Raw genomic sequence first — 20757 nt, 5'->3', positions numbered from 1 at the left:
CTTTATAGTTTGGTACCTTTAAAGATATAACATTTTTCCAATTGACCGACTGATTTGAGATCTGAAGATGCTTATAACATTATTCTTGAATCAATTCAAAACAGTTTCTGAAGATTCCTGTAAAACTGTATTTAAAGTTTTATGGGAATCTTTTTTTTATGTCAGCCGGATACATATAAATCATAGTATAAACACACAGAATTACAGTATATTACATTGTAGTTGTTAAAAGTTTGAGGAAAGCATGAGGACCGCATGAGGAATTAATGAGGACATGCTTTTTTATCCATCATTTGCCATTCTTTTGCAGAGAAATCAAATTTTTACAAATGATGAAAAACGAAAACAATGTTTTTGGCAAAGTTACACACGATAACTTGCCGCAGGCTGTAGAGCACCTCATAAAAATGATGGAGGAACAGGCTCAGAATTCTAAAAATAACATGTCGGTGGAAGATGATGAGATATCCATCGAGGAAGTAAGTTCTCTTATAAAGAAAAGCGTGAGCACCATTTACCGGTATACTTGTCAAAACAGTATTCCTCATTCTAAGCAGGGGAATACACTCCATTTCTACCGGTCTGAGATTCTCGAATGGATGAAAATGCACAAGAAGAAATGTATTAATGAACTCTCTGATGAAGCACATATTGAGTCATTCAGGGTATTAAACCGTGATTAACAGGTATGGGAGAAAGTAGAATAACTCCAAGTGGTATAATAAATGATGCTGTCAGCATGATAGGCAAAATGAACGACTCTTCATTTCCTATTGATGTTTTCCCAAATAAGATAAGAAACATCATTCTGAATATGTATGAGTACCTGGCATTTCCTATCGACTACACAGCGTGCAGCATGATGACAGCCATTTCCACTTGTATAGGCAATACACATATCCTTCATTTCAAAACGGGATGGGATATCAAGTGTATCATATATATGGCTCTCGTCGGAAGGCCGGGTGCCAATAAAAGCCATCCTCTGAAAACAGCCTTCGAACCTCTGTTCAGATTTGATAAGGAGCAGAAGGAAATATATAACGAAGAGTACAGAAAGTATGAATCAATAATGAGCTTGAGTAAAAAGGAACGTCTGGAACAGGGATTTGACATGTTTCCTAGGGAACCTGTACGCACCCGATTTCTGGTTTCTGATATCACACAGGAAGCTATGGCAAAGTCTATATCAGAGAATCCGCGCGGCATTTGCCTTTACATGGATGAACTGCAAGGATGGATCAATAATTTCACACGCTACAACAAAGGCTCGGAAGAACAGTTCTACATTTCACTGTTCAATGGGTACATGTATATTTCCGACCGCAAAATGAATACAAACAATATCATGATAGACTCTCCGTTTTCCAATGTGATAGGTACAATTCAGCCGGAAATACTTATCGATACATTCAAAGGAAGTAAAAGCAATAATGGTTTCCTTGACCGTATTCTTTTTGCCATACCTGAAATTCAGGATAAGCTATACTGGAAAGACGATGATATTGACATGAGCCATTTCAATGAATGGAACACAATCATGCAATCGTTCATCAGAATGAAAATAGAACATGATGAGCACGGGAATATAAATCCTACAAGACTGGAATATGAACCTGGAGCCAGACGAAAGGTTATGGAATGGCAGCATCAATGGGCAGATATGTTGAACATGGAGGAATCGGATAAAAGACGCAGTATATACAGCAAATTTGAGACTTACATTCATAGATTCTGCCTGATCATCCAACTGTGCAAATGGGTATGTAATGAAGGTGACAAAAGCTGCATCGATCTTGACAGTGTAATGAAATCCATACGTCTGGTATCCTATTTTAAAAATACCGCCCTGCAGATATGCTCCATGATTGAAGGCGTGATGCTCACTCCCAAGCAGACAGAACTGTTGGAAAAGCTGCCGGATAAGTTTACACGTTCTGAAGGATTGGAAGTAGCCGTCTCCATGAACTGGAGTACCAGCACGTATGACCGCTTCCTGAAAAAGGCAACAGGAACTTACCTTTATCACGAATATGGAAATTATAAAAAAGCACAATGACAAAGTGATAAAGTGACAAACTAAGGCTGACTTTATCACTTTGTCACTTTGTCAATCACTAAAAACAGATAATTATGGAAAACTTCAGATTTATATTGGAGCCGTACAACAGGTACCAGAGAAACAGATACACCTGCCCCTCGTGCGGAAAGCATCGTGAGTTCACCCGTTATATCGATACCCAAGGGGCTATCTCCTTTCCCGAATATGTAGGAAAATGTAACAGAATCAATAATTGTGGTTATCACTATACTCCCGCAATGTATTTTGATGAACATCCGGAATGTAAAGAATACAATAAATCATTCCCTATTGTAAAAGATAAGAACCCTGTTGTATGTCATCCAAGACTCCCTCCTGCACACCGGCATACCGACACTTCTTTTATACCAGATGAAATTATGCAGCAGACAATGAAATGCTATGAACAGAATAACCTGTTTCTGTATCTTGCCAACCATCTGGGGTATGAGTCAGCACTGCGTCTGATGAAGACTTACCATGTAGGTACCGCCAGGAAATGGAAAAATGCTACGGTATTCTGGCAAACAGACATATCCGGAAAAATAAGAACCGGGAAAATCATGCAGTACAATGCAGAGACAGGAAAACGTATAAAAGAACCTTATGCACATGTTTCATGGGTACATACAGAACTTGATATTCCGGAATTCCACTTACAACAATGCTACTTTGGAGAACATCTTTTATACAACAGCAGGAAACCCGTTGCCATAGTGGAAAGCGAAAAGACTGCTATCATTGCTTCATTCTATATACCGGAGTATATCTGGCTTGCAACGGGAGGTAAAAACGGATGCTTCAACGAGCAGAATTTTGACGTACTCAAAGGCAGGAATATTGTTCTGTTCCCTGATATCGGAATGACACAGGAATGGAAAGAAAAGTGTATGCAGATGAGAAAAAGAAACATCCGTACCGAGATTTCCGAGTATCTTGAAGAAAATGCAAATGATGTTGAAAGGGTGAACGGATACGACATTGCCGACTACCTCATAAAGGTAAAATCAGGTGAAGCCGTTCTCCAATCCATGACAAGAAAGAATCCTGCTCTAAAACTTTTGATCGAGACTTTCGACCTTGAACTGTCAGGTTTCGGTACTCAATAAAACCACGTTACCCATATCCAACAATATCCTGGAAAAAACGGAATGACAAAAGGAATGTAGTTTTTTCGGTTGGCAAGTTTATGTTTTGGTAATACCAAAACTTCTGAATCCATCCGGGAAGTACCCAACAGAAATCAATTATAAACCGAAAAAATAATCAACAAAATGGAACAAAAAAGCAACAACAAAAATAAGGCTATCGGTGGCAGACCTCCACTGGACAAAATGGAAAAACGTACAGAGATATTATCATTCAAATGTACCGTATTGGAGAGGCATATCATAAACGGTAAGGCCATGACAGCCGGTGTTACATTAGGTGAGTATATAAGAAATACGGCCATAAATGGAAACATAACAGCACGTCTTACACCTGAAGATGTAAAACTGATAAGGAGTCTTTCAGGCATGGCAAACAACCTAAACCAGCTTGCAAAAAACGCAAATACTTTCGGATATGCTGCAGTGTCAGAATCCGTGTCAGAACTGGCTGATGAAATAGACAAAATCATTAAACTGATAAAGGCATGATAGGAAAGATTATGAAAAGGAATGACTTCAGTAAGATTGTAAATTATACGATGAAAGGCAACAATAAATCCAAACTTCTTGCCGCCGAAGGAGTACGTTCAGACAGCAAGCAGCATATAGCTGAAAGTTTCAGTTGTCAGGCAGGTTTGAATACAAGAATCAGAACTCCGGTCTATCACATATCATTGAGCTTTTCAAAGCAAGACTCCGCTAAACTGACTGACGATCTTATGGTAAAGATTGCCGGGGAATATATGGAAAAGATGAATATTAAAAACACACAATATATTGTTGTAAGGCATTACGATAGGGAACATCCTCATATACATCTTGTAATAAACCGTGTGGACAATGACGGGAAAACCATAAGCGACAGCAATGACCGCATAAAAAACAACAGGGTATGCAGGGAACTGACAATAAAATATGGATTGTATATGCCGAAGGGTAAAGAGAATGTCAAGTATGACAGGCTTCGTGGCAAAGACAAGCATAAGTATGAAATGATGTTTGCCATACGCAAGGCTTTGGAGAAAAGTAACAATTGGAGCGAGTTTCAAAAGAAACTGAACAGAGACAATATTCATTTTACCATAAAAACAGACAGCAAAGGTAAGCCATGTGGTATAGTCTTTTCACGTGGCGAATATACATTCAGTGGTTCCAGGATAGACCGTAGTCTGAGTTATTTTAAAATAGCTAATATGCTAAACAAATATGAGAACAGTCTGGGTACATCGGACAGCTTAGGAAATACCCAACAAGACAAAATCCAGGAGCAAGAAAAGGATACAGTCACACCAACAGAGCATGATGAAATATATGAAAATGACGTTATCTCTCCTACTGGTAATTCTATCATAAATGCTGTTGCAGATTTACTCCTTCAGCCTAATGCGGTAATATCTTCAGGAGGTGGTGGAGGAAACAGTAACCAGTTGGATGATGATGAAAGAAAAAAGAAAAATCGTGAACATATTAGAAGCAGAAGAAGATGATCAAGAAAGAGATTGAAGGAGCGGCTCTCCTATCCATATATAATGAGCTTAAAGATGAAATAAAGGCTATACGGACAGACATTCAGCATTTGAATACTCAACAGCCCCAGCAATCAGAGAACAATCAAGAATTAAATTCATTGCTGAAAGAAACGATTGTCAATGCTGTAAACGACACCATAAATGCCCACATAAACAGTAGAGAAAACTATGCTGATGAAGTTAGTAGAAGATGTAAGAATACTATTGATTTTGCAATTGAAAGGGAAACCAAACTGGTTAATAATGTGTTATTGCCCAAACTCTCCCCTATTATTCAAATCGATAAGAAAATAGATGCCATAAATGTAAGGCTTAACGGAATCGAAAATGACATACAGAAGATGCCCAAAGATAATTTAAGTAATATCAACAATAACAGATTTCTCTGTATAATGCTGATTATTATTACTTTTGTATTTTGGATATTGGGAAATTTTCTTTACATGGATTTAAATCAAAGGTATAATGAGTTAAAGGAAAGGCATGAAATGGTTATGAGGAATATGAGTCGTGATAAGTAATAAAAATATAAGATAAAAATGCTTTTTATTATACAAACAATCAATGATTTATTATACAATAAGAGTTTAATGTATGTTCTATACGATTTACTTTAATATTTTATTTTTATAGCATTATATTTATATTTTTGAGAACATTTTAAATACATGTACAATGGATAAACTCATGAACAGAATAAAAGAGGTACTTGAAGAAAAAGGTATCAAGCAGACCTGGCTTGCTGAAAAACTTGGTAAAAGTTTTTGTATTGAAAATTCTTATGTTTGCAACAGACGGCACCAAGCTTAGAAGTATTGTTTAAAATTGCCAGAATCCTTCAAGTTGATCCTAAAGAATTAATAGATAGTAATTTACAGGCTGATAAAGAAGAAATGTGATGAATAATTGGCTTATCCTGCATTTTTTGAGTTGGAATGTGCTAAAATTACGGCAAAATCTATGATTTAAGTGGAAACTTGAGCAGAATATGCGATATTATGCTATATTCTGCAGAAGAATCATTATCTTTGCGTGCAATAAATCTTATCAATGAACTATATGGAAAGCAGATTGAATAGAATCAAGGTTGCACTCGTAGAAAGGAACGTTTCGCAAAAGGAACTGGCAGCGAAGATAGGGAAAAGCTTCAGTACGGTGAACGCATATTGTGCCAACCGTCAGCAACCGACTCTTGAAACGCTCGATTTGATAGCCAAAGTCCTCAATGTGCCGATGCGTACACTGGTCAAAGAGGACTGATTAAAAGAAACACCCCTATGAAGACAATCAAGATACAGAGCCGCAGGGAAGTGAAGGAGTATCCGCAATCCCAGCGCAAGGAACTCATAGCCTTCTTTTCTGAAGGTGCGGCAGCTTGCGACGGAAGCGAAAGCGACCGCTATTCATACATCGCTGCCTGTCTTTCAATGGGTGCAACGGAAGTGAATGGCGATGACGAGACTTTTGTGTTTCCTGAAGGTTCAGAAGGAGCTGTAATGGAAATGCAGCTAATAGAAAACTACTATTTATCAATATAACAATGGCAGGACGAGAAAAGAATTGCAAATGGTATTTTGCAGACCAACCTAATGTGCAGGAGGTCGGTCCGAATAATGCCATGGAACAGAATTTCAAGCATCATCCTTACGCTTCGCTTGTTAGAGAAAGTATCCAAAATTCATTGGATGCAGTGCTTGACAAGTCTGAACCTGTAAGGATGGAGTTTTCATTCAAGGAAATGCGCGGAAATGAGTATCCGCAATTCTTTGAATTGAAAAATCATATACAAGGCTGCATAGACTATTATCCCAACAACCGCAATGCAAAGGCAATATACGAACCTATGCTGAAGTTATTCGACGACAATTTGTATGCAGAACATTTGGGATATGTCCGTATAAGTGACTTCAATACAAAAGGTATGGCGTATGAAGAAGGAAAGACGGACAGCCCTTTCTATGCCTTTGTTCGATCTGCCGGCGTGAGTGCAAAGGATGATACCACTGCAGGAGGTTCTTTCGGTTTCGGGAAGGCTGCCTATTATCTGCTTTCGCCGATTAGTACAATTATCGTAAGTACCTGCACAGATAAGTTTGAAAAATATTTCGAGGGGGCAACCTCTCTCTGTACACATCTGTATGAAGGATGCAAGAAAGTGGCTTTCGGTTACTATGATGACAGAAACGGCAAGCCTATCTGCGATGAAGCGGATATTCCTGCAAGATTCCGCCGCTCAGAGCCGGGTACTGATATAAATATCCTTGGCTTCAACTTAAAATATACGGATGAAGCCGTGAAGGAAATGACGGAAGCCGTACTCCGTAACTTTTGGATGGCTATCCTGAATGGAAAATTGGTTGTAGATATCAACGGAACAGTTCATATTGACAAACACACCATCGCGGATTTGATGGAGGAAACGTTTGAGGAACTAGACGACAACACAAGAAAGGCCGGTTATTACAATCCGCGTCCCTATTTCGATGCAGTACGTCTTGCTAATACTTCAAAGAAGTACTTGCTTTATGAAACAGAACTTTCCCTGCTTGGCCACGTATGTTTTTTTGTTTCAAAATCCAAGGGAGCAACTGATAAGATTTCCTACCTCAGAGCTAGTCAGATGCTGATATACAGCAAGCGAACAAAAACAAACTACGGAATGTATGGAGTGTTCTTCTGTGACAGCGATAAAGGTAACGAGATTCTCGTAAATTTAGAGAACCCTGCCCACGATGAGTGGAAACCGAACAATTGGCGTGAGGGCACCCGTGTCAATGGCAAAGGACGTGTTGCAATGCAAGAGATGGATGATTTTATCAATAAATCTCTCAATAAAACTTTTGCATTGAATGAAAAATTAGTTGTTAATATCAAGGGACTTGAGGATTTTCTGTATATTCCTACATCGCAGGAAGAGGACGAGGATATGGAAACTGACAATGGGATGGACTCAGTTCAGGGTAAGCCGACCGGAAAGATTCAAGAAGACGGTACTTCCTACACAACAGATATCCCGAAAGAAGATGGTAATCCAGGAATCTCTCCAAGAAAAGACTCATCTTCGACTGGTCATGTGATGATAAATACCACAACTCCTGCTAGCGACGGCGAAGGTCGTCTGCGGTCTGGAAATGGTAGTGGAGAGCGTAAGCCAAATTCTCCGAGAATAAAAAAGCCCGGTGATGCTACTGCATCACACACACCAAACCAAGGTGGTGAGAAAGGTATATTTGCAACGCCTATCAATGTGCCTTACCGTACATTCTCTCAGAAAGAAGACGGAAAGATATACCATTATGTAGTACTGCATCCGGAAAACGAGATTGATAATGCCCGTCTGCGTTTTTTTGCTGTCGGTGAGGAAAGCGACGAAGAATTGTCCGTGGCTGAATCTAGCATGGGGAATGTCAGCGGGAACATAATTAGGGACTTGCACATAAATAAAGGGAGTATGCGTATAAGAATACGTTTTTCAGATAGCATGAAGCACTCACTTAAAATGACAGCGGAGGAATTGCATGAAATATAATGTATCATTGCCGTATCCGGTTCTTGGCATCTATGATGATGTATATCCTCTTCTGAAGGAGGGATGCATTCAGATGGCAGATCCGGTAAAGACGGAAACAGACTACAGGTTCAATATTAAACTGAACCAGGGTAACAAGGATATCACCCGTCTAGTAGAAGAAGGTAAGGCTCTGTATGCTTGCGAGGTAACTTGCAAGAAGACCTTTATGCGCCTATGTTTTAAATCTGCCACCCCAGAATTCGAGATTACTTTGGGCAGGAAGGATGTAAACGGACGCATAGACTTTCAGTGCTTTATAGCTGTTACGGGGCAGCTTTTGGGCTATACAAACAAGGATTTCCATGAGGATTATCATGGTTTTTCATTTGACCTTGAAGCCGGTGACCTGCTTGCAGTATTTCCGCTTGCATGGTGGAATACAAACATAAAATTCGATAAACTTTATGCAGCAGGTTCTTTCATGCAGATAATAGAGGCTGCTGACGGAATAGAGCTTACATGGTTCAATCTTGATAATGACAGGATTCTGATTGAGATGCCGCATGACCTGTTCATACAGTATCAGCGTATAGGAAATGCTTTCCCGGAAATAATCCACTCATCTCTGGTGCATAATGCTTTGGTGTATGCGCTCAGTAACCTATCAGACTATAAGGATTCAGGTAAATTGTGGGCAGACAGTCTGATGGCACGAATGGCCGAACCTCAGTTTAGTACTTACGACCTTACAGACATGAATCAGGTGTATCGTGTAGCAGATATGCTGCTCAAAGATCCGTACAAGCGTATGCTAGACAGTCTTGAACGTATTGCGAACTCACAAACAGAAGAACAGGAGGACTGATTATGGAATTGCAGAAAGTATTCAAGCGTTCATACATGGAGGAGCTTAGACGCAACATACATGTATCCGATTATCAGGGTGAAATCTTTCCATTTGAACCATCAAAGGTAAAATCACTAGCTAATGTATATAAGCCGGAAGGATTGCTTGACAGGCTTGATCCTGAGGATGATTTTACCTCCGCAGTCGAGATATATAAGGCATACAGCTCAATTAGCCCTCTTCTTGCATCTCTACCTGACTTATGGGTTTATCTAGCGCATGTAGACCTGTTCTCATACGTCCAACAAAGATGGCCGAAAGTTTTGGAGGATGGCGTAGATGAAAAGTACATACTCAACCATTGGCATGAGAATGACCATTTCATGAGAACGACATTCGCAGGGTTATGGTGGCATACATACCTGACATATGATGAGTCAAGGACTAATCCAACAGAACTCACTGAAGTGCTTTTTAAGTCTCAAGACTTCAGAACCCTCCGTTTTGGCGAACTTGGTTTGATAAGACATAAACCTGCCATGATGGGTGTCCTTGAATTTCTGATGGAAAATCCAGAGATAATGCAGAATGCATTTGACGCTCGTGGTCAGTATATCTCCAGATATTTTAATCTGCTTGGGGGAACTAGACCGCTTGCATTTATGGATAAATCTTATTTCAAAGCATCCTTGGATAAGGTAAAAGACAAATTATTAGCTATAAAGTCTATTCATGACGTACAAAATAAAGTAATTGACATTGAATGATGAAGAAATACACTTTTATTGATTTATTTGCCGGTTGTGGCGGTCTCAGTGAGGGCTTCTTACAGACAGAAAAGTTTGAAGGATTGGCTCATGTTGAATGGGAAACCCCTATGGTGAACACCTTGCGCCAACGGCTCATAGATAAGTGGCATCATTCAGAGAATGAGGCAAAGAAGCGCGTAATCAAGTTTGATGTTCAGAAAACAGAAGAACTGATACATGGAAATTGGACAGAAGAGACAAAAAAACTATATGAGAAGGAAAATCACAAGTCTGTTGTTGAAAAAGGCCTTGCAGGTCTAGTCGGTAACGAAACAGTCGATTTGATTATCGGAGGTCCTCCTTGTCAGGCGTATTCTATTGCAGGAAGAGCACAAGATCCGAATTCAATGAAAGATGACTATAGAAACTATCTTTTTGAGAGTTTCGTTAAAATCGTTGCCTTCTTCAAACCGAAAGCATTTGTGTTTGAGAATGTGCCGGGACTGCTTAGCGCGTGTCCTGGGGACAAACCTGTTCGCGAACGAATCTTTGAAGCCTTCAAGGCTATCGGGTATGATATCAGAACCCCCGAAACGCTGAAGGAATCTGTATATTGTGCAGAAGATTTTGATGTTCCTCAAAAAAGAAATAGGATCATAATTATCGGAACGAAACACGATTCCGTTTTTAATACAGAGGATTTCTATACGGCTTTGAATGCCCACAAAAGCAAGGCTGCCCACAAGACCGTTAAGGATGCTATCGGCATGATGCCAAAGCTGACCCCAAAGGATAAGATAGAGAAGGTCGGACGTGCAAATATATCCCATGAGCAGCTGAACGGAGAACAGATAGATCTTCATATACCGCGCTATCATGGCGAACGTGACCAAAGACTCTTTACGGAGTGGCTTGCAAATAATATGAACAAGTTTTCTCAAAAGGAGAAAATGGAATTCTACACTAAAATAACAGGCCATACCTCCAATCATATAAAATATAGAAATATAGAATGGGATAAGCCATCACCTACAATAGTTGCTCATTTACACAAAGATGGATATATGTTTATTCACCCGGACATTGAGCAATTAAGAACAATAACTATCAGGGAAGCTGCGCTGCTGCAGTCATTTCCCATGGACTACAAATTTGTAGCCTCTAATCCGTATTGTTATAAAATGATCGGAAATGCAGTACCCGTGTTATTTGCAAAGGGAATAGCAGAGGCAATGTATGATGTATTAAAGTCAAAAGAATAATGAAGCGAAAACTCAATATACTTATTGCATGTGAAGAAAGTCAGGCTTGCTGCAGAGCATTCCGTGCCATGGGACACAATGCTTATAGCTGTGACTTGTTTGACTGTAGCGGAACAATATTTGGAACTGAAATCAAGGACCCGCATCCTGAATGGCATTTTAATCATGATGTTACAACCGTTCTGAACAAGACAAACCTTACTCTCCAAAATGGCGAGCAGGCAGTTGTTGAAGGGGATTGGGATATCATGATTGCTCACCCCCCATGCACCTTCCTTGCAGTAAGTGGAGCTAAGTGGATGTATCATCCTGAAGACAAAGATAAACCTGTCGAGGAAAGGCGTCCGCACCCTAATTTTCCTACAAGAAAACGCGATCAGGAAGATGGTGCTGCCTTCTTTATGTTTCTGGCACGTGCAGATGTCAAACGTATTGCCATAGAGAATCCTGTTGGAGTGATGAGTTCCCGTTGGAGAAAGCCAGATCAGTCAATCCAACCATATATGTTTGGAGACCCTTACTCAAAGAATACGTGCCTTTGGTTGAAGAATCTACGTCCTCTTCATCCATCCAAGGAAACCTCAGATCATGGAGAAAGAATATACTTCGGAAGCGGAAAGTCTCAGCCTAAATGGTATTCGGATGGCCTTACAAAAACCAAGACTAAAGAAGATAGGCAGAAATGGAGAAGCAAGACCTTTCCAAACATTGCAAGAGTCATTGCAGAGCAATGGACGATCCAAATAGCTGCAGAAGAGAATCTTTTGGAGGACAAGGAATGGGAAATTCTTGGCCGAGACTATTTGAGTCTTCTCGATAGAATGACAAAGGGTATCAGATACCGTACTGCAGACGTTGATCCTAAAACGGAAAAGAGAAGATACCCGATACATTTTAATGCAGAAATGCTTAACGAAATAGAAAAACGGGAGCAATCCCTTATTGACTATTGGAATAAATTGAAACAATGAAAGTATATATAAGGAAAATCATGAAGCATGACATAACTCACGAAGTGAGTCTGACGGCTTATGTCTATTATGAGTTCTTTGACGGCAGAGATTCTGTTTCATTTCAGATAAACGGCGAAGGCTCCATATATGATGTGACTTTCAATAATGCTACTGACCTCAGGTTCGGAGGTGATTTCAAAACCATGTGTAGATTATTGGAAGTAAGGATTGGTGATTTTCTGCATATAACTCATAACGGGGATGGGATGTATTCTATAAGAGTAGAACGTGCTAATGAGGCCTCTGCTTCCAAGTATTATCCTTTCTTTACAGGAACAAGAAGACATCTCATTGCGACAATAGCTAATGGTGTAGTTTCAACTCAATACATAAGATGATATGGGAGATGTATTATGTAAATGGCGAATGCCAAAAGTAGAACATGTTGTGGAATTGGTTCAAGAACTTCCCAAAGAGGAAATGGCAGAGAATGAATTCAAAATTTATATGTCAGGTTCTATCTATGGTGAAGGCTTTACTAAAACAGCATATCAGCTTGCATGTCAGTTGGGCTTGTATTGTATAGATAACCAAATATATATACCTCGTTTTAATAGGAATGTATCGAAGAATGAGGCTGAATCATATTTGGAAAAATGGGTATGGACATACTACATACCTAATCCCTATACAAAAAGTTTCGCACAAGGTTGTAAACCTCTACCTGTGTTAACTTCTATTATCAAATACATAGAAGAGAATCCGGATGTACGGAATCTAGAACAGGTATGCCAAGATATATGGGGAGAACCTATAGGCAATCTTGCAAATATAAAATATGCAATCAATCAATATAGCAAAGCTGTACGAGTTGATGGTCACAACAATATAACATTAGAGCCAAATTATAAGGAGATTATGACTATGGCATTGGAAAGAAATAACAAACGTGCATTTTTTGATAGTCTGAGTACCCCATCGGGAACAGGCAATCCTGAAAATAAACAGTCTGTTGAGCCTGCAGGTGAATCAACCAAATTAAATTCTCAGGAATACTCATACATTGCTGCGATAAAGACTAAGCCGTTCCTTATTCTTGGAGGTTTCTCAGGTACCGGAAAGAGCCAGAAGGTAAAGGAACTTGCATTTGCTACCTGTCCTTGTGACGGGTATCTCAATGTGTCGGAGACATCGCCTGGGAATTACCTACTAGTGAGCGTTAAGCCCAATTGGCACGACGCAACAGATATTACGGGATTCCGCTCGTCTGTCAACAAGAATTACTATGTGACAGACTTCATGCGTTTTCTTGTGAAGGCAAAGCAATATCCTGAGGTTCCATTCTTTGTATGCCTTGATGAGATGAATCTTGCCCCCGTAGAGGAATACTTTGCGGATTTCCTGAGTGTTATCGAGTCAAGAAAGAAGAAAAAGGACGGAACTATCGTAACGGATGCACTTGTTCCTGCAAGCGTATTCCGTGCGGATGACTATGACGCCGAGTTCAATATCTTCATGAGTTTGGGACTGGCTACAACCAATCCAGAGTGGAAACCGGACGAGCTGAATGCCCTGTCAAAGGAAGAATATGCACAGGCTTTTATCCGTCAGGATATTGTGGAAGAACTGAAGCGTGACGGACTGACTATACCTCAGAATGTCATTATCATAGGCACAGTCAATATGGACGACACTACCAATTCTTTTTCGCGTAAGGTTATCGACAGGGCAATGACCTTTGAAACCATCGTAAATGAATTTGACAATTCTTACTTCGCCGGCGATGTGGCGCTTCACTATATCAGCAAACCGCGCAGCGGCAAGCTGTTCATCAGTGACGAGGTGCGTGCAACGCAGATGATTGAAGCAGGCAATTTCGCACTGACTGATGATGAGAAGCACAAAATCCTTGAGTTCATCAACAGCATAAACAATGATCTAGAGGGCAGCCCCTTCAAGATAAGCTACCGAATCCTTAACGAAACAATCCTGCTCTATAGGGCAAAGAAGGAAATCCAGAAAATAATGGATGAGGAGGGAGGATTTGAAGATGGCGTTACCTTCAATACTGACCTTGACAACGTATTTGATGAAATCCTGATGCAAAAGATACTCCCGCGTATCGAGGGCGATTACGAAAAGTGCAACAAGTGTCTTACCAAACTTTCAACACGGGCAGATGACAACAACTGGAAACAGAGCATGGACAAGATTGAGTTCATGATAACCCGTTTCGGAAAGGACAAGAGTGGATTTACAAGTTTCTGGAACTAAGTCATTGAAATATGGATGTTCTGATTTTTGAGAATAGCGAATACCGACTTACAATAAGCACTGCTTCCATCGAATATGCATGGGAGCGATTTGAGCGTCGCGTAAAGGACGCTGCACCACGTTACTGCGACTATAGGTCAGGTAGCGAGGGAAAACTTTCTCTGTATTATCCATTTGGCGATAACCGGGGCATCCAGAGTCTGAATTCAGAAGTATCAGCAGAAGAATGGCTGAACAAGCATCCTGTGGTTTTCGAGACCTGTGAATATCAGTTTGCAGTGGAATTCAAGAATATATGGGATACTAGTGATGCGAAACATTTGCCCAAAGTCAGACATCAGATAAAGACCGTCGGTGAGTCCTTTAAGTTCTATCCCAACGGAAAGCATTCGGGCATACTTGTAGGTAGTATTGACTTTCTCAACTCTCCGGGAAAGTTTAGTTTCGCCTTTGAATACAGAGATGAGACAGACCAAATGGTTAAGCAGTCGTTTGAACTGTACGTGGCTTCACCTAAATTGGATACCAAGAGTGACCTCCAGAAAATTATATCCCTTATAAATGAAGAATACGAGAATTATGTATTCGACTACCTGACACTTACGTTCAGCAGTTTCTCGCTCAAGCGTTCCGAAAGAAACAACAGCATCATTTGGTTGAGCATCTTCAAGACTGTCGTTGATGAGTATTTTCGGGGAGTACGCTATATTATCTCATGTCCTAACAACAAGTCTGTGCGCAAGACATACCATGCACGTCCTGATCGCATACGCCGCTGGAGCCAGCGCGAAGAAGAACGTTACCGCAATCTTGGAACTGACGCAGAGAAGCACTTCTTCCGCTATGAGCAGACGGAGAATACCGTCAATACACGCGAAAACAGATTCGTCAAATACTCACTTCACGTCCTTGGAAAGAAATTTAGGGAAGTATTCAATGAAGTGAGCAGCCTGTATGGCGATATGGACGCTGAAGAGCGGAATCGTTTTGATGAGTATAACAAAGATTTCCGCCGTATGGAGGCACACGGATTTTTCCGTAAGGTGGGCGAGTTTGAAGGATTCCGTCAGGAAAGCGCAATTCTTCAGCAGAGAACGGGATATAGTCAGATTTACAAGTCGTGGCTTATGCTGAAGAACTCTCTCGACCTTGTGGATGGTAAGACTGATGTTGGCATGAAGAAGATATGGGAACTCTATGAAATATGGTGTTTCCTTGTCATGAAACGCCTGATAGCAAAAGTATTGCATCTTGAACTTAGCGATGCGGAGCATGTACGTGAAAACAAGGCCGAGATGATAAATACTATGCAGAAGAGCGAGATGACTCACGTGGTAGAGTTTGACAATATATCAAACGGCGATGTTGTCCGTCTAGAGTACCAACATACTTATAACAGGAAGAGCAAGGATGTAAGAACCACTACAACGGAGCAGCGCCCCGATATAGTTGTCACTATCAGGAAGCCTGACGGCTTTGTCCTGACATACTTGTATGATGCCAAATACCGAGTGCAGGACGACCGCAAGGACGGCGAGTTGGACGAAGGAGCGGATATTGATATGGCAGACTATCCTCTGCCTGATGCTATCAATCAGATGCACCGATACCGTGACGCTATCTACTATGCCATAAAGGAGGATGAGCGTCCGCATGGCAAGGAAATCATAGGCGGATATATATTGTTCCCCGGACGTGCTGAGGGCACATCCATATACAATCGCTACTTCTATAAGAGTATCGAGACCGTGAATATCGGAGCATTCCCGCTACTTCCGGCAGACAGGGATTCTGGGGAGCTTGTCCAATGCCCTCTTTTAGAAGAGCATCTGATATCAATTCTGCAGGACAATTCTGCCTACGAGCAGATAAAGGACAGCATTCCACAGAAGGGACTGACATACAGTCTGAAGCCTGGAGAAGCTGATAGCCTTATTCTCGTCGGATACGTAAAGAAAAAGGATAAGGAACTTATCCTGTCCAATAAAATGTATTATACGAGAGCAGAGTTTGAACTTGGTTCCCTGCGTCTGCGACCGGGATTCGAGTGGACTGAATATCTGTTGCTTTACGATGCGGACACCGATGAAAAATGGCTCTACAAGCTTAATAATAGAGGGCCTCGCATTGCATCCCGACAGGCACTGGCAGAAAAGGGGTTCACACCAAAGCACGGAGATTTCTTCTTCGTATTTGATATGGCTGAATCAGAACAACCTGTCAGGATAGACAGCAACATAATATTGCCGAAAGGAAATAAGAAATACGAACCGTTTTTTATTACAGTCAATGAGTTAAACCAAAAATAAAGAACTATGTCTGACCGCCTGACCACAGAACAACGCCACAGGAATATGGTTGCGATTCGTGCCAAAGACACGAAGCCGGAACTTCTTGTGCGTAAATTTCTGTGGTCGCGTGGTTTCAGGTATCGGCTGAACCATTCGCGTCTGCCGGGAAAACCTGACATAGTGCTGCGCCGTTACCGCACATGCATCTTCATCAACGGATGTTTTTGGCATGGGCACGACGGATGCAGATACTTCGTCATGCCGAAATCGAATACCGATTTCTGGAAGGCGAAGATTGACCGAAACAAGGAACGCGACTCTGAGACTCAGCGCAAGCTCGTCTCGATGGGATGGCACTGCATAACCATATGGGAATGCCAGCTGAAGCCTAAAGTAAGGGACGCAACCCTAGACTCTCTCGAATATACGCTGTCGCACATCTTCCTCAAAGACCACAGCATAAAGTCATATGAGATGCCGGAGGAAGAGGTTCAGATGGCAGCAGAAGATGAAGCTGAGTATCAATCAAAATTAATAACAGAATAACAAAATCTGATATATTATGGATGCAGGAACAAAGCAACTTGCAGATATACTAAATGGTAACAGAGTGTTGGAGGTGCCTTACTACCAAAGAAGCTACGTCTGGAAGGAAGAGCAGTGGGAAAGACTGTTGTCTGATATGGAATATATAACCAGTACGGGGCAGGACTATTTCCTGGGTTCCATTATCCTTAAACAGGAACAGACAGGAATCTCGCCTTACGACTTGCAGACTGTCATTGATGGACAACAACGTTTCACAACGCTTGCATTGTTCTTCAAATCTTTATGTCTGAAAACAGATGATCTAGAGACCTTTGAAGGTAAATTCACTGTCAGGGACAAGAAAGCAAAAACTAGGCACATTGCTATACGTCACAGCAGAAACGACAAACGGGATTTTGAGAAGGTTATGGTATTGGACTCAGACTGCAAGCTGGAATCTGATGTACCTAGCAACATAATAGACGCATACAATTATTTTCACGAAAATATCGACCCGGAGAAAGTTGATGTTGATGTTCTCTTGAACCACATAATCTTTATCGGCATATCACTTCAGGCCGGCGAAGATGAGCAGGCAATATTTGATACGATAAACTCGTTGGGCGTAAAGCTTACTACAGGTGAACTTCTGAAGAATTACTTCTTCACTGAAAGTACAAGACAGGAGTACGAGCATTTGTGGATGCCTATTTTTGAGAAAGACAGAGAACTTGCCAATTATTGGGATTCGACAATAAATTCCGGTCGTATCAAAAGAGCCAATATCGATTTTTTCTTCAATGCTTATCTGTGTATCAAGATCCAGGATCCGTCCATAAAAGTAAGTGCTGAACATAAGGTCAGATACCGTCGTTCTGTAGGTCTGTTCAATAATTACAAAGACCTGATAAATACATACAGTATTGACAAGAAAGATATGATATGGGATATTCTAGAGTATGCCCAATTGTATCATGACAATATCAACCCTGAGATAGCTAATGGCGAAATCCCAGGTAAGCCGGGTATTGAGCGCATCAACTTCCTTATATTCGTACTTGAATATACAACACTTGTTCCTTACATCCTGTACGTACTTAGAAATGTATCATCTGAAGAAGAGCGTAATGAAATCTTCGGTTACATTGAGTCGTATGTTCTTCGCCGTCAGGTGTGCCGGAGTGACAACAAGAATTTTAGCGACCTTTTCGGCGAGAATCTGATTTTGAACCAGATACTTACCATAGATGACCTGCGTGACTATCTGGAAAACAAGAGCGAAGAACAGGCATTGGCATTACCAAGTGACGGTATGGTTAGAAAGGGTTTTGTAAACAGTCACCTTCCTAATAAGCGTTCACTCGCCATATTATATCTTATGGAAACAGCATTGCGTGAGGGTAAGCCACACGCCACGAAACTCTATCCATTTGATACGTATAGCTTGGAACATCTCTTACCTAAAAATTGGCAAGACAACTGGCCGATGTTGGATGGTTATGACAAAGACCAAAGGGATGACTTGAAACTCTGCTTAGGCAACCTTGCCATGCTTCCTGCAAAGTTGAATACTTCTATAAGCAATGCATCATGGCAAACCAAAAAGTCTGGCAAAGGGAAGTCACAGGGACTTTTGTTCTACGCAGCTGATATCGTAACTATGTCAGATACTCTTAGCTTGATTGCATGGAATGAGAAAACCATACAGATTCGTGCTAAATGGCTTGCTGAAAAAGCCATAGAAATCTGGCCTTCATACTTGCCTGAGGATGAAGAGGACGCAGCTGATGCCGAAGATTTTACTTTCATTAACAAAGTCAAGAGGAATTGCGAGAACCACGACTATACAAAATTCTCTCTAAATGGCAAGCCAGCGACGACTAAGAATCAATTCGTTCTTGATGTGGTAAGAGCATATATAGAAAAGCATCCGTCGGTGACCTATACTGAGCTCTTGAAAGTCTTCCATGAGGGACTCTGTTCAAGAGGTCACAAGCACAAAGGATTGCTGTTGTCCGTTGATGCCCATAGCAAATGGGATAATAAATATAAGGACAGACGCTATAGTGTCAAGATGAATGGCGGTAAACTTGTGTCCGGTGACGGTGTAGAATTCTATGTCAACACCCAATGGGAGATTGCCTATATGCATGGCATAATCAAACTTGCCAAAGATGAAGGATTCACAGTGAACGCGGAGAAATAGTCTTATGTTTCCCTAGCTTTTATTTGTCTCCTTATGGCATCTTTTTTGCGAAACAAGTCATAAAATCATTTAATTAGTTTATTTTTATGTATTACCCCAATAATAAAGCTCCCAAAATATTTTCTGTACAAATACACCACACTCGTAAATATTTGTGGTATCTTTATACAGATTTAGATAGTAAGCAATGAAGAAACTTAATTCATACATATCATCATCAGACATGAAGGAAAAAGGGCGTGCAGCTTATTACAAAATGTTGGAAAGTGTACGCCAAGGTGAACTAATACAGGTTCGACGAGGATTGTATGCTAACATTGACCAGCTTTCAAACAGTATGATTGACATAGAAGCGATTATACCAGGTGGAATTCTTTGCCTCTGGTCTGCATGGAGCATATACCAACTTACGACTTCTATGCCACAAGCCTATCATGTGGCCATAAAAAGAGATAGAAAAGTAGTAACACCTTCATTTCCCTCAATAGAACTTCACCACTATACTGCTTCTATACTAGAAATTGGGGTAAGCAAGATGGTTTTGGAGGATTACAATATCAGGATCTATGATATAGAGCGATGCGTATGTGATGCCATTAAGTTTAGAAATAAAATAGGTATTGATATCTGCTCAGAAATCATAGATAACTATCTTACACGACCGGAACGAAATATAAGTAAACTATTGGATTATGCCAGACAACTCCGTGTGGGCACAATCCTTGAAAATTATCTGCAAGTTAAACTATGAGTGAGGAACAAAATAATAATTACGGAAAATCATCTGTACAAAGATATATCTTACTCAGAAGTTGTACATTCATTCAGCAAATGCTTCTCCTGTATTGGAAAAACATACCACATGAATAATACAGACTATAACATATATGAATTCCCGGAATGCAAGTCCATCATCATTTCTAGAGATATTCACGGAGATTTCAATCTTCTTGTGAACAAAATGTGCGTACAATACAGGATGGAGAATACGCTTCTCATAGTTGCCGGAGACTGTGGATTTGGTTTTGAATCTTTCTCATTCGTTAAATGTATAAAATAAAAAATACGGAACTCACTTTGAATCCCATATTTCCCATTTACACAAAATATTTTATAGTGCCCCCAAAACGGACTTCTCTCCTTCTTTAGCTTACTTATTACATGTTTAAAGTTTAGATTTACCCAGGTATTGAAAAGTGAATGGATAATCCCGTTGGGGGATGAACTGATATTAACCGTTTTCAATTCATATGGCTACTGATTTCAGACTAAGAAACTGTTTTGAATTGATTCAAGAATAATGTTATAAGCATCTTCAGATCTCAAATCAGTCGGTCAATTGGAAAAATGTTATATCTTTAAAGGTACCAAACTAT

The 20757-nt window shown here is 40.5% G+C and carries 19 protein-coding genes and 2 pseudogenes; all 21 read left to right on the top strand.

Annotated features, from left to right (window positions below; genetic code table 11):
• The first annotated feature begins 329 nt into the window (after window positions 1-329).
• Window positions 330-683, top strand: coding sequence for a helix-turn-helix domain-containing protein (locus B5F91_RS13765; RefSeq protein ID WP_158099923.1), 354 nt, complete (start codon window positions 330-332; stop codon window positions 681-683).
• Window positions 684-688: 5 nt separating this feature from the next.
• Window positions 689-2059 (top strand): DUF3987 domain-containing protein, encoded by a 1371-nt coding sequence (locus tag B5F91_RS13760; protein ID WP_087429624.1) that lies wholly within the window; start codon window positions 689-691, stop codon window positions 2057-2059.
• A 74-nt stretch (window positions 2060-2133) separates the two neighbouring features.
• Window positions 2134-3189, top strand: coding sequence for a DUF6371 domain-containing protein (locus B5F91_RS13755; RefSeq protein ID WP_087429623.1), 1056 nt, complete (start codon window positions 2134-2136; stop codon window positions 3187-3189).
• Window positions 3190-3354: 165 nt separating this feature from the next.
• Entirely contained in the window at window positions 3355-3720 is a 366-nt protein-coding gene (mobC, locus tag B5F91_RS13750; protein WP_087429622.1) for a plasmid mobilization relaxosome protein MobC, read from the top strand.
• Entirely contained in the window at window positions 3717-4718 is a 1002-nt protein-coding gene (locus tag B5F91_RS13745) for a relaxase/mobilization nuclease domain-containing protein (RefSeq protein WP_087429621.1), read from the top strand. Before mobC ends, B5F91_RS13745 begins: the two co-directional genes overlap by 4 nt.
• Window positions 4715-5281, top strand: a complete 567-nt coding sequence (locus B5F91_RS13740; RefSeq protein ID WP_087429620.1) for a hypothetical protein — start codon at window positions 4715-4717, stop codon at window positions 5279-5281. The genes B5F91_RS13745 and B5F91_RS13740 overlap by 4 nt, the downstream gene beginning before the upstream one ends.
• Window positions 5282-5435: 154 nt before the next feature.
• Window positions 5436-5659 (top strand): annotated as a pseudogene (locus tag B5F91_RS13735) (helix-turn-helix transcriptional regulator).
• Window positions 5660-5819: 160 nt separating this feature from the next.
• Window positions 5820-6020, top strand: coding sequence for a helix-turn-helix transcriptional regulator (locus B5F91_RS13730; RefSeq protein WP_087429627.1), 201 nt, complete (start codon window positions 5820-5822; stop codon window positions 6018-6020).
• Window positions 6021-6037: 17 nt separating this feature from the next.
• Window positions 6038-6298, top strand: a complete 261-nt coding sequence (locus tag B5F91_RS13725) for a hypothetical protein (protein WP_087429619.1) — start codon at window positions 6038-6040, stop codon at window positions 6296-6298.
• A gap of 80 nt (window positions 6299-6378) precedes the next feature.
• Window positions 6379-8289: a hypothetical protein gene (locus B5F91_RS13720; RefSeq protein WP_144025131.1), complete on the top strand. Its 1911-nt coding sequence runs from the start codon at window positions 6379-6381 to the stop codon at window positions 8287-8289.
• Window positions 8279-9136 carry a hypothetical protein gene (locus B5F91_RS13715; protein ID WP_087429617.1) on the top strand — a complete coding sequence of 286 codons (858 nt, stop codon included), beginning with the start codon at window positions 8279-8281 and terminating at the stop codon, window positions 9134-9136. Before B5F91_RS13720 ends, B5F91_RS13715 begins: the two co-directional genes overlap by 11 nt.
• A gap of 2 nt (window positions 9137-9138) precedes the next feature.
• The gene (locus B5F91_RS13710; RefSeq protein WP_087429616.1) at window positions 9139-9885 is read left to right on the top strand and encodes a DUF6339 family protein; all 747 of its coding nucleotides are present in this window, start codon (window positions 9139-9141) and stop codon (window positions 9883-9885) included.
• Complete coding sequence (locus B5F91_RS13705; RefSeq protein WP_204244699.1) at window positions 9882-11129, top strand: DNA cytosine methyltransferase; 1248 nt, start codon at window positions 9882-9884, stop codon at window positions 11127-11129. The genes B5F91_RS13710 and B5F91_RS13705 overlap by 4 nt, the downstream gene beginning before the upstream one ends.
• Complete coding sequence (locus tag B5F91_RS13700) at window positions 11129-12100, top strand: hypothetical protein (protein WP_239416445.1); 972 nt, start codon at window positions 11129-11131, stop codon at window positions 12098-12100. The genes B5F91_RS13705 and B5F91_RS13700 overlap by 1 nt, the downstream gene beginning before the upstream one ends.
• Window positions 12097-12480: a hypothetical protein gene (locus B5F91_RS13695; RefSeq protein WP_087429615.1), complete on the top strand. Its 384-nt coding sequence runs from the start codon at window positions 12097-12099 to the stop codon at window positions 12478-12480. The genes B5F91_RS13700 and B5F91_RS13695 overlap by 4 nt, the downstream gene beginning before the upstream one ends.
• 28 nt (window positions 12481-12508) lie before the next feature.
• Window positions 12509-14356 (top strand): hypothetical protein, encoded by a 1848-nt coding sequence (locus B5F91_RS13690; protein WP_087429614.1) that lies wholly within the window; start codon window positions 12509-12511, stop codon window positions 14354-14356.
• Between the two features lie 11 nt (window positions 14357-14367).
• Window positions 14368-16665 (top strand): DUF2357 domain-containing protein, encoded by a 2298-nt coding sequence (locus B5F91_RS13685; protein ID WP_087429613.1) that lies wholly within the window; start codon window positions 14368-14370, stop codon window positions 16663-16665.
• A 6-nt stretch (window positions 16666-16671) separates the two neighbouring features.
• Window positions 16672-17193: a very short patch repair endonuclease gene (locus B5F91_RS13680; RefSeq protein WP_087429612.1), complete on the top strand. Its 522-nt coding sequence runs from the start codon at window positions 16672-16674 to the stop codon at window positions 17191-17193.
• A 16-nt stretch (window positions 17194-17209) separates the two neighbouring features.
• Window positions 17210-19381: a DUF262 domain-containing protein gene (locus tag B5F91_RS13675; protein WP_087429611.1), complete on the top strand. Its 2172-nt coding sequence runs from the start codon at window positions 17210-17212 to the stop codon at window positions 19379-19381.
• A gap of 223 nt (window positions 19382-19604) precedes the next feature.
• Complete coding sequence (locus B5F91_RS13670; protein ID WP_087429610.1) at window positions 19605-20132, top strand: hypothetical protein; 528 nt, start codon at window positions 19605-19607, stop codon at window positions 20130-20132.
• Between the two features lie 111 nt (window positions 20133-20243).
• Window positions 20244-20411 (top strand): annotated as a pseudogene (locus tag B5F91_RS15475) (serine/threonine protein phosphatase); the annotation flags it as partial.
• Window positions 20412-20757: the final 346 nt, after the last annotated feature.

Origin of the sequence: Bacteroides sp. An322 (assembly GCF_002161765.1) — a bacterium.
GTDB classification, from domain to species: domain Bacteria; phylum Bacteroidota; class Bacteroidia; order Bacteroidales; family Bacteroidaceae; genus Phocaeicola; species Phocaeicola merdavium.
The sequence above is the reverse complement of the archived record's forward strand: the minus strand, read 5'-3'. Positions and strand labels throughout refer to the sequence as shown.